Source organism: Salipiger sp. H15 (assembly GCF_040409955.1).
Lineage (GTDB): Bacteria > Pseudomonadota > Alphaproteobacteria > Rhodobacterales > Rhodobacteraceae > Salipiger.
Genome location: NZ_CP123384.1, coordinates 1,353,236 through 1,362,680 on the forward strand (window position 1 = coordinate 1,353,236; position 9,445 = coordinate 1,362,680).

At 68.1% G+C, this 9,445-nt stretch carries 12 protein-coding genes; 8 read left to right on the forward strand and 4 right to left on the reverse strand.

Translation table 11 applies throughout. The features are described from left to right. Positions 1-6 precede the first annotated feature (6 nt). The 3 genes from PVT71_RS06565 to folK all read right to left on the reverse strand — a co-directional run bounded on the left by PVT71_RS06565 (position 7) and on the right by folK (position 3,225). Positions 7-2,145 (reverse strand): bifunctional (p)ppGpp synthetase/guanosine-3',5'-bis(diphosphate) 3'-pyrophosphohydrolase, encoded by a 2,139-nt coding sequence (locus tag PVT71_RS06565; protein ID WP_353473704.1) that lies wholly within the window; start codon positions 2,143-2,145, stop codon positions 7-9. Positions 2,146-2,185: 40 nt separating this feature from the next. Next, a complete protein-coding gene (rpoZ, locus tag PVT71_RS06570; RefSeq protein ID WP_194134961.1) occupies positions 2,186-2,539 on the reverse strand; it encodes a DNA-directed RNA polymerase subunit omega in 354 nt (117 codons plus the stop codon). A gap of 98 nt (positions 2,540-2,637) precedes the next feature. Beyond that, positions 2,638-3,225: a 2-amino-4-hydroxy-6-hydroxymethyldihydropteridine diphosphokinase gene (gene folK / locus PVT71_RS06575; RefSeq protein WP_353473705.1), complete on the reverse strand. Its 588-nt coding sequence runs from the start codon at positions 3,223-3,225 to the stop codon at positions 2,638-2,640. Positions 3,226-3,339: 114 nt separating this feature from the next. On the opposite strand from folK, the gene PVT71_RS06580 reads away from it, so the two are divergent. From PVT71_RS06580 to PVT71_RS06615, 8 genes are all read left to right on the forward strand, one after another. Then, a complete protein-coding gene (locus PVT71_RS06580) occupies positions 3,340-3,912 on the forward strand; it encodes an NYN domain-containing protein (protein ID WP_353473706.1) in 573 nt (190 codons plus the stop codon). 54 nt (positions 3,913-3,966) lie between these two features. Continuing rightward, positions 3,967-4,407 carry a YqaA family protein gene (locus tag PVT71_RS06585; protein ID WP_353473707.1) on the forward strand — a complete coding sequence of 147 codons (441 nt, stop codon included), beginning with the start codon at positions 3,967-3,969 and terminating at the stop codon, positions 4,405-4,407. A gap of 92 nt (positions 4,408-4,499) precedes the next feature. After that, complete coding sequence (gene ispH / locus PVT71_RS06590) at positions 4,500-5,450, forward strand: 4-hydroxy-3-methylbut-2-enyl diphosphate reductase (RefSeq protein WP_353473845.1); 951 nt, start codon at positions 4,500-4,502, stop codon at positions 5,448-5,450. Continuing rightward, on the forward strand, positions 5,447-5,839 hold the full coding sequence (locus PVT71_RS06595; RefSeq protein WP_353473708.1) for an ACT domain-containing protein: 393 nt from the start codon (positions 5,447-5,449) through the stop codon (positions 5,837-5,839). The genes ispH and PVT71_RS06595 overlap by 4 nt, the downstream gene beginning before the upstream one ends. Positions 5,840-5,951: 112 nt before the next feature. Continuing rightward, entirely contained in the window at positions 5,952-6,404 is a 453-nt protein-coding gene (locus tag PVT71_RS06600; RefSeq protein ID WP_353473709.1) for a DUF3429 domain-containing protein, read from the forward strand. A gap of 42 nt (positions 6,405-6,446) precedes the next feature. Beyond that, the gene (locus PVT71_RS06605) at positions 6,447-7,034 is read left to right on the forward strand and encodes a class I SAM-dependent methyltransferase (RefSeq protein ID WP_353473710.1); all 588 of its coding nucleotides are present in this window, start codon (positions 6,447-6,449) and stop codon (positions 7,032-7,034) included. Then, entirely contained in the window at positions 7,027-7,479 is a 453-nt protein-coding gene (gene rnhA, locus PVT71_RS06610; protein ID WP_353473711.1) for a ribonuclease HI, read from the forward strand. The genes PVT71_RS06605 and rnhA overlap by 8 nt, the downstream gene beginning before the upstream one ends. Positions 7,480-7,483: 4 nt before the next feature. Continuing rightward, positions 7,484-8,107 (forward strand): trimeric intracellular cation channel family protein, encoded by a 624-nt coding sequence (locus PVT71_RS06615; RefSeq protein ID WP_353473712.1) that lies wholly within the window; start codon positions 7,484-7,486, stop codon positions 8,105-8,107. Between the two features lie 102 nt (positions 8,108-8,209). Here PVT71_RS06615 and PVT71_RS06620 read toward each other — a convergent pair whose 3' ends face one another. Further along, entirely contained in the window at positions 8,210-9,388 is a 1,179-nt protein-coding gene (locus PVT71_RS06620) for a PatB family C-S lyase (RefSeq protein ID WP_353473713.1), read from the reverse strand. Positions 9,389-9,445: the final 57 nt, after the last annotated feature.

Consider the following 9,445-nt stretch of genomic DNA (forward strand, 5'->3'; position numbering starts at 1 on the left):
TTTTTTCTATTCCGCGGCGGCAGGCATGGCCGCCAGGGAGGAATCGCGATGGCGGCTGACGGAGGCCACGTCGCTTTCGGCTTCGAGTGCGGACATCACCGAATGGAGGTGCTCGGCATCCCTCAGTTCCACGTCGATCTGGATTCTGAAGAAGTCCGGTTTCCGGTCGATGAAGTGCAGGTTCGAGATATTGGCCCCGCGCTCTCCGATCAAGGTGCAAATGCGCCCGAGCACGCCCGCGTCATTCCCGACCGTGAGGTCGAGGCTCAGGTCATAGGCCGCGGGGTGCGTGCCCTCGGCCCAGTGCAGGTCGACCCAGCGCTCCGGCTGGTCCTCGTAGCGGGCCAGCGATTCGCAGTCGATGGCGTGCACGAAGACGCCCTTGCCGCGCTTGGTGATGCCGACGATCCGCTCGCCCGGCAGCGGCTGGCAGCAGCGCGCGCGGGTGAAGCCGGTGCCCGGCTCGAGGCCGATGACCGCGCGCTGCATCTCGACCTCGTGCTCGTCGGCCGGGGTGAGATCGGGATAGACCGCGTGCACCACCTCGCGCGTGGTCAATTCCGCGCTACCAAGACGCGCGAGCACCTCGTCCGCATCCTCGAGCCGCAGCGTCTTGGCGGCCTTTTCCAGCACCTTGTCCGTGGCCTTCTTGCCGACATGCTCGAAGGCCGAGCGCGCAAGTTCCTGGCCGAGCTTGATGAAGCGGCCACGGCCGGCCTCGCGCAGGGCGCGGCGGATGGCGCTGCGCGCCTTGCCGGTGGTGGCGATGTCGAGCCAGGTGGCCTGCGGCGTCTGGCCCTCGGCGGTGATGATCTCGACCGACTGGCCGTTCTTCAGCCGGGTCCAGAGCGGCACGCGGATGCCGTCGACCTTGGCGCCGACGCAGGCCGAGCCGATGCGGGTGTGGATGGCATAGGCGTAGTCGAGCGGCGTCGCGCCGCGCGGCAGCTTCACCACGTCGCCCTTGGGCGTGAAGCAGAACACCTTGTCCGAGTACATCTCGAGCTTCACCGCCTCGAGGAACTCGTCGTGATCCTCCTCGGCGTCGAACTGCTCGGTCAGCGACGAGATCCAGCGTGCGGGATCGACGGCGAACGGGTTCTCGGAGCGCACGCCGTCGCGGTAGGACCAGTGCGCGGCGACGCCGGTCTCGGCCACGTCATGCATCTGGCGGGTGCGGATCTGCACCTCGACGCGCTTGCCGTCGCGGCCCGAGACGGTGGTGTGGATCGAGCGGTAGCCGTTGGACTTCGGCTGGCTGATGTAATCCTTGAAGCGGCCGGGCACCGAGCGCCAGCGCTGGTGGATCACGCCGAGCGCGCGGTAGCAGTCCATCTCCGAGCGGGTGATGACGCGGAAGCCGTAGATGTCGGACAGGCGCGAGAAGCCCATGCCCTTTTCCTGCATCTTGCGCCAGATCGAGTAGGGCTTCTTGGCGCGGCCGAAGACCTCGGCCTCGATCGCCGCCACCTCGAGCTCGTGGCGCATGTCGCCGGTGATCCGGTGGATCACGTCGCCGGCTTCCTTCTGCAGGTTGATGAAGCGGCGGATGATCGAGGCGCGCCCCTCGGGGTTGAGCACGCGGAAGGCAAGATCCTCGAGCTCCTCGCGCATCCACTGCATGCCCATCCGGCCGGCCAGCGGCGCGTAGATGTCCATCGTCTCGCGCGCCTTCTGCACCTGCTTCTCGGGACGCATCGCCTTGATCGTCCGCATGTTGTGCAGCCGGTCGGCGAGCTTGACCAGAATCACCCGCAGGTCGCGGGACATGGCCATGAAGAGCTTGCGGAAGTTCTCGGCCTGCTTGGTCTCGGACGACGAGAGCTGCAGGTTGGTCAGCTTGGTGACCCCGTCCACCAGGTCCGCCACTTCCGACCCGAAGCGGTCGGCCACGTCCTGGTACGAGGCGCGGGTGTCCTCGATCGTGTCGTGCAGCAGTGCGGTGATGATGGTCGCGTCGTCCAGTTGCTGCTCGGTGAGGATGGCGGCAACGGCGACGGGATGGGTGAAGTAGGGCTCGCCGGAATGGCGGAATTGCCCCTCGTGCATCCGCAGGCCGTAATCATAGGCCTCGCGGATGAGCTTCTCGTTCGTCTTCGGATTGTAGTTGCGGACCAGTGCAACCAAGTCTTCCGCCGCGATCATGGGCGCCTATCCTTACCCTGGCCCGCTACAAGCGAGCCTCTCAGCTCTCTCCTTGCGCTTCCATCAGGGCGCGCAGGAGCTTCTCTTCCGACATGTCGTCATCGGCGGGCTTGTCCTGCTCGGCACCCATCAGAAGCGCCATGCTGTCCTCTTCGGGCTCGTCGACCTCGATCTGGGTCTGGTGCGACTCGATCAGGCGCTCGCGCAGCTCGTCGGCGGACTGGGTTTCCTCGGCGATCTCGCGCAGGGCGACCACCGGGTTCTTGTCGTTGTCGCGGTCGACGGTGATCGGCGCACCGGCCGCGACTTCGCGGGCACGATGAGAGGCGAGCATCACCAGCTCGAACCGGTTGGGAACCTTGTCGACGCAGTCTTCTACCGTGACGCGGGCCATGAGCGTTTCACCTTCGGTTGACCGTAAGAAATGCGACTACTACCGCGATGCCGAGGGATTGACAAGCGCAAACGCGGCGCCCTTGCGGCAGCGTTCGATCAGATTGGAACGACCTCCGCGCGGGCCTCCGCGGGCAGCGCGTCACACAGTTCCCGGACCGAGCGGCCGAGGATCGGGTGACGCCAATCCGCGGCGATGTCGCACAGCGGGACAAGCACGAAGCCGCGGTCCTGCAGGCGCGGATGCGGAAGAATCAGCCGGTCCGGGGTCACCCCCTGCTGCTGGTCGGCGGTGATTTCCCTCCAGCGCGTCTGCGTTGCCTCATCCGGCATCACGGTTTCGCCAACCGCCAGAAGATCGAGATCGAGCGTCCGGCTGCCCCAGCGGAGGGTTCTCTCGCGTCCGAAACGCGCCTCGACCCGGTGCAGCGCGGCAAGGATCTCGGCCGGGTTGCCGGAACCTGTCAACTGGGCGCAGGCGTTGCAGTAGTCCGGGCCAAAACCGGCAGGAAAACATGGGGTTGCGTAGAAGTTGCTGACCTTGACAACCTGGTAGCCCTCCCCCTCCAGCGCGGCGAGCGCAGCCTGCAGGGTTTCCCTTGGGGAACCGGCGTCCGACGGCAGGTTTGCCCCCAATGCGATCAGTATGTTGGGGTCCGAAACCAAGGGGACACTATCCTTCTGCATATATTGCTCTGCTTGAAAAGCTGTCCGAAACGCTTACTCTTATAACTGGGCGCCCCATTTTTCCATTTTTTCCACTCACGGATCCGGCGACCCGATTGCTCGAAAGGACATTTGATGTTTTACAAGGACGAACGGTTGGCGCTGTTCATTGACGGGTCGAACCTGTATGCAGCCGCCAAGGCCCTCGGCTTCGACATCGACTACAAGCTGCTAAGACAAGAATTCGTTCGCCGTGGCAAGATGGTGCGCGCCTTCTATTATACTGCGCTCCTCGAAAACGACGAATATTCGCCGATCCGCCCGCTGGTGGACTGGCTGCACTACAATGGCTTCACCATGGTCACCAAGCCCGCGAAGGAATACACCGACGCGCAGGGCCGCCGTAAGGTGAAGGGCAACATGGACATCGAGCTGACCGTCGATGCCATGGAACTGGCGCCGCGCGTCGATCACATCGTGCTGTTCTCTGGGGATGGAGACTTCCGGCCGCTGATCGAAAGCCTGCAACGCCAAGGCGTTCGCGTCTCGGTCGTCTCGACGATCCGCAGCCAGCCGCCGATGATCGCGGACGAGCTGCGCCGTCAGGCCGACAACTTCATCGAGCTCGACGAACTCCGGGACGTGATCGGTCGTCCGCCGCGTGAGCAGCAGGCGGAGCGCAACTTCGAGGTTGCCAACGGGAACTGATCCCTTGGTGAAGCAACCGGACGGCGGATTTTGTGGGGATGAGGTCCGCCGCCCATGATGGCTGAGGCTGCCAGTTACGGCGGCCTCTTCGTCGCGGCTTTCGGGGCCGCGACGATCCTGCCGTTCCAGTCCGAGCTGATCTTCGTCGGGCTGCAGCTGGGCTCCGGCCTGCCGGTCTGGGCGCTGGTTCTTGTCGCGAGCATCGGCAACACTCTCGGCTCGGTGGTCAACTACGCGCTTGGCGCGGGGCTCGAGCATTTCCGCCACCGCCGCTGGTTTCCCGTCACCGAGGCGCAGCTCGAGCGTGCGCAGCGCTGGTATGCGAAATGGGGCATCTGGTCGCTGCTGCTGAGCTGGGCACCGCTGGGCGACGGCTTCACCGTCGTCGCGGGGATCATGCGCACGCCGCTCTGGCTCTTCGTGCTGCTCGTCGCCGTGGCGAAAACCGGGCGCTACATCATCCTTGCCTGGCTGACCGCCGCGACCCTCGGCTGACCCTCTGGACCCGCGCCCGCAGAGCCACTAGGTCTGGGGCAACAGGAGACGCCGCCGTGACCCAAGTCGTGACCCAAGCCGTGACCAAAGCCTTGACCAAAGCCCCGCTCACCCTCTATCTAGCCGCGCCGCGCGGCTTCTGCGCCGGTGTCGACCGGGCGATCAAGATCGTCGAGATGGCGCTCGAGAAATGGGGCGCGCCGGTCTATGTCCGCCACGAGATCGTGCACAACAAGTTCGTCGTCGACGGGCTGCGCGACAAGGGCGCGGTGTTTGTCGAGGAGCTCGAGGATTGCCCGCCGGACCGGCCGGTGATCTTCTCGGCCCATGGCGTGCCCAAGGCGGTGCCCGCCGAGGCGGCGCGGCGCGAGATGGTCTACGTCGACGCCACCTGCCCGCTGGTCTCCAAGGTGCATATCGAGGCCGCCCGCCACCACGAGAACGGGCTGCAGATGATCATGATCGGTCACGAAGGCCACCCCGAGACCATCGGCACGATGGGCCAGCTGCCCGAGGGCGAGGTGCTGCTGGTCGAGACCGTCGCCGACGTGGCATCGGTCGCGGTGCGCGATCCCGAACGGCTCGCCTTCGTCACCCAGACCACGCTCTCGGTCGACGACACGGTCGACATCGTGGCGGCGCTGCGCGACCGCTTCCCGGCCATCGTCGGGCCGCACAAGGAAGACATCTGCTACGCCACCACCAACCGGCAGGAAGCGGTGAAGGCGATCGCGCCTGACTGCGACGCGCTGCTGGTGGTGGGCGCGCCGAACTCCTCGAACTCGAAGCGGCTGGTCGAGGTGGCGCGCAAGGCGGGCTGCGGCTACGCCCAGCTGGTGCAGCGCGCCGAGGAGATCGACTGGCGCGCGCTCGAGGGCATCCGATCGGTCGGCGTCACCGCCGGGGCCTCGGCTCCCGAGGTGCTGATCGACGAGGTCGTCGCCGCCTTCGGCGCGCGCTTCGACATGACCGTCGAGAAGGTCGAGACCGCGCAGGAGAACGTCGAGTTCAAGGTGCCGCGCGTGCTGCGCATGCCGGCGTGAGCCTGCCGGCCCTCTCGCTCGTCCTGCTGCCGCAGGAGCACGCGATCCTGCGCCTGCCGCCGGAGGCGGATTTCCCCGACTGGACCGGCCGCGAAGGCTGCGTCAGCGTCACCCGCGCGCCGGACGAGCTGTCGGTCGTCTGCCCCGCCGCCGCTGTCCCCGAGGGCATCGAGGGCAGCTTCGGCTGGCGCGCCTTCCGGGTCGACACGCTGGCCGGGCTCGACGAGCCGGGCGTCGTGCTGGCAGCGGTGAAGCCGCTCTCGGAGGCCGGGCTCGGGGTCTTTGTCCTGTCGACCTTCCTGCGCGACTACCTGCTGGTGAACGGCGCGCAGCTCGGCAGGGCCGAGGCGCTGCTCGTGGCCGCCGGGCATCGCGTCACGGCCGGCTGATCCCGGCTCCGGGCCCGCCCGTTGACAGGGGCGGGGCGATCGGGAAGCTTGCGGCCAGTTCACGTGCCGAAGGAGAGACCATGCCCCGCCACACCAGCCCGCGGAGCCGCGCATGAGTTCCGTTCCCCGCGCGCCGCTCTTCCTCGCCTTCCTCGGGCTGCTGCCCTTCCTGTGGTCGGTCGCCACCCGCTACAACGCCGCGCTCTACGACTGGTCCATCGCCCACCTCGGAAGCCGTTTCGTCGCGCCCTACCTGCAGCTTTCCTACGGCACGGTGATCCTCGCCTTCATGTCGGGCGTGCTCTGGGGCTTTGCCACCAAGGCGGGCGGGGCCAAGGCTGCGGTGGCCTACGCCCTGTCGGTGCTGCCCGCGCTCTGGGCCTTCGTCATGGTCGGCGGCGGGCCGGTGGCGGCGGCGACCAACCTCGTCTTCGGCTTCCTTGGCCTGTTGCTGCTCGACGCCGCCTTCCAGCTCTGGAACCTGGCCCCGCGCTGGTGGCTGGGGCTGCGGGTGCCGGTGACCGTGATCGCGGTGGCCTGCCTTTCGGTGGAGGCGTTCCTGTGACCGACGAGAGGACCCTGCGGTGAGCGACGAGGAGACCCTCCGGTGACTGACGAGGAGACCCTCCGGGTCTACGCCGCCAGGGCGCGGGACTACGAGGCCATGGCCGAGGGCAAGGTCTTCCCGACGTTGCCCGCCTTCCTTGCCGCGCTACCGACGGGCGGACGGGTGCTCGATCTCGGCTGCGGTCCAGGGCTCGAGGCGGCGCACATGGCGCGGGCGGGCTTCGTCGTCGAAGCGATGGACGCCGCCCCCGAGATGGTCGCCCTAGCCGCGGCGCGCCCGGGCGTGGACGCTTGGCAGGCCAGCTTCGACGAGCTGACGGCCGAACACCGCTACGATGGCATCTGGGCCGCCTTCAGCCTGCTGCACGCGCCGCGCGCCGACATGCCCCGGCACCTCGCGGCCATCGCCCGGGCGCTCAAGCCCGGCGGGCGGCTGGGGCTCACGCTGAAGGAAGGGCAGGGCGAGGCGCGCGACCGGCTCGGCCGCTTCTACAGCTACTATTCCGAGCCCGAGCTGCGGCACCTGCTCGCCGGGGCCGGTCTCTCCGTCACGTCGGTCACCCGGGGCGCGGGGAGCGGGCTTGACGGCACCGTGTCGCCATGGCTTAGCGTGCTCGCCCATGGCTGACCTATTTGCATATACCGACGGAGCCTGCTCCGGAAATCCCGGCCCCGGTGGCTGGGGCGTTCTCATGCGCGCGATGGAGGGCGAGACCGTCGCCAAGGAGCGCGAGCTCAAGGGCGGCGAGGCCGAGACCACCAACAACCGCATGGAACTGATGGCGGCGATCAGCGCGCTCGAGGCGCTCTCGCGCCCGTCGAAGATCACCGTCGTCACCGACAGCGCCTACGTGAAGAACGGCGTCACCGGCTGGATCCACGGCTGGAAGCGCAACGGCTGGAAGACCGCCGCCAAGAAGCCGGTGAAGAACGCCGAGCTCTGGATGCGGCTCGACGAGGCGCAGCGCCGCCACGACGTGACCTGGCAATGGGTCAAGGGCCACGCCGGCCACCCCGAGAACGAGCGCGCCGACGAGCTTGCGCGGGCCGGCATGGCCCCGTTCAAGGGCTGAGGAGGTGAGCCCGCTCGTCCTTCTCGACTACGCATCGGTGGTGATCTTCGCGCTGACCGGTGCGCTGGTCGCGAGCCGGGCGCAGCTCGACGTGGTGGGCTTTGCCTTCCTCGCCTGCCTCACCGCCGTCGGCGGCGGCACCACCCGCGACCTGCTGCTGAACCGCCACCCGGTGTTCTGGGTCGCCGAGCCCACCTATCTCGGCATCGCCTGCGCCGCCGCGCTGCTGGTCTTCTTCACTGCGCACCTGCTGGAAAGCCGGGCCAAGGCGATCCTCTGGCTCGACGCCGCCGCGCTGTCGGTCGCCGTGGCCGCCGGCAGCGGCATCGCCATGGCCGAAGGCGTGAGCTGGGGCGTGGTGCTGGTCATGGGGGTGATGTCGGGCTGCCTCGGCGGGCTGATGCGCGACGTCGTGGCCAACGAGGTGCCACTGCTGCTGAAGCAGGGCGAGCCCTATGCTACCTGCGCGCTCGGCGGGGCCGTCGCGCTGCTGGTCGCGACCTGGCTGGGGCTGCCGCCCTTCCTTGCCGCGATCATCTGCTCGGCGGTCACCTTCGCGCTGCGCGCCTCGGCCATCGCCTTCGGCTGGGGCATCCCGGTCTACAAGTCCCGCCCGCCGCGCGTCTGAGCGGGGCGGATGCGAGGGGCGCTGCCCCTCGCGCTCCCCGGCGTATTTTCCAAGAGAAGAAGGGCAGGGCGCGGACCTTGCCGGACCGCACCCCGCGCCGGGTCACTGCAGGTCGGCGAAGGCCTTCTGCAGGCGCTGCCCGGCTTCCTCGACGAGGGCGCGCGGCGCGGCGAGGTTGAAGCGCAGGAAGCTCTCGCCGCCGGCGCCGAAATCCGGGCCCGGGCTGGCGGCGATCTTCGCGATGTCGCGCACCCGGGCGTTGAATTCCTCGAAGCTCATGCCGGTGCCGGAGAAATCCACCCAGGCGAGGTAGGTCGCCTGCAGCGGCATCGAGCGCAGCCCGGGGATCGCATTGACCGCCGCGTCGAAGATCGCGCGATTGCGGTCCAGGTGCGCGACCTGCGCGTCAACCCATTGCGCGCCCTCGGGGGAATAGGCGGCGGCGGTCATGATCATGCCGAGCGCGTTGGGCTTGCTGTCGAGCGCCTCGAGCCGGTCCTGCATCGCCTTGCGCATCGCCGGATCGGAGATGGTCAGCGAGCCGACCCGCTGCCCGGCGAGGTTGAAGGTCTTGGAGGCGGCGGTCAGCGTCACCAGCCGGTCCGTGATTTCGGGCGCGGCGACGGCCATGGGCACGAAGGTCTCGCCGGGGTAGACGAGGTCGTGGTGCACCTCGTCCGACAGGAGCACCATGCCGTTGCGCGCGGCGAACTCGGCCACGGCGCGCAGCTCGTCCGCGGTCCAGACCCGGCCCGAGGGGTTCTGCGGCGAGCACCAGATCAGCATGGTCTCGTTGCCGGTGAGCCGGGCCTGCGCGTCCTCGAGGTCGAGCTCGTAGCGGTCGCCCTCGCGCTTCAGCGGGCATTCGGTGACCACGCGGCCGGCGCGGCGGATCTTCCGCGCGAACTCGTGGTAGACCGGCGAGAAGATCACCACGTTGTCGCCCGGCTGCGTGTAGACGTCGAGGCACATGGCGACGCCGTTGCCGAGCCCGTGGGTGGTGACGATCCAGTCCTGCTCGATCTGCCAGCCGTGGCGTTCCTGCATCCACCATTGCACCGCGCCGGTGTAAAGGCCGATGTCCGAGAAATAGCCGAAGATGCCGAGGTCGACCTGCGCCTGCAGCGCGTCGCGCACGCAGGGGGCGGTCGGGAAGTCGGAATCCGCGGTCCACATGGCGAGCCCGTCTTCCTGCGGCACGCCGAAGAGCTTCTGCATCAGGTCCCACTTGGCGGAGCCGGTGCCGCGGCGGTCGATCGGTTGGTCGAAGAGGTCTTTCATGCTGGGGCCGTCACTTTCTCGTCTGCGGTTTGCGCTGTGCTCAGGCGGACGCTAGCG

Bases quoted from the DNA above. Each gene is read 5' to 3' on its own strand.
- PVT71_RS06565 (WP_353473704.1), bottom strand. From the start codon at position 2,145: ATGATCGCGGCGGAAGACTTGGTTGCACTGGTCCGCAACTACAATCCG.
- rpoZ (WP_194134961.1), bottom strand. From the start codon at position 2,539: ATGGCCCGCGTCACGGTAGAAGACTGCGTCGACAAGGTTCCCAACCGG.
- folK (WP_353473705.1), bottom strand. From the start codon at position 3,225: ATGCAGAAGGATAGTGTCCCCTTGGTTTCGGACCCCAACATACTGATC.
- PVT71_RS06580 (WP_353473706.1), top strand. From the start codon at position 3,340: ATGTTTTACAAGGACGAACGGTTGGCGCTGTTCATTGACGGGTCGAAC.
- PVT71_RS06585 (WP_353473707.1), top strand. From the start codon at position 3,967: ATGATGGCTGAGGCTGCCAGTTACGGCGGCCTCTTCGTCGCGGCTTTC.
- PVT71_RS06600 (WP_353473709.1), top strand. From the start codon at position 5,952: ATGAGTTCCGTTCCCCGCGCGCCGCTCTTCCTCGCCTTCCTCGGGCTG.
- rnhA (WP_353473711.1), top strand. From the start codon at position 7,027: ATGGCTGACCTATTTGCATATACCGACGGAGCCTGCTCCGGAAATCCC.
- PVT71_RS06620 (WP_353473713.1), bottom strand. From the start codon at position 9,388: ATGAAAGACCTCTTCGACCAACCGATCGACCGCCGCGGCACCGGCTCC.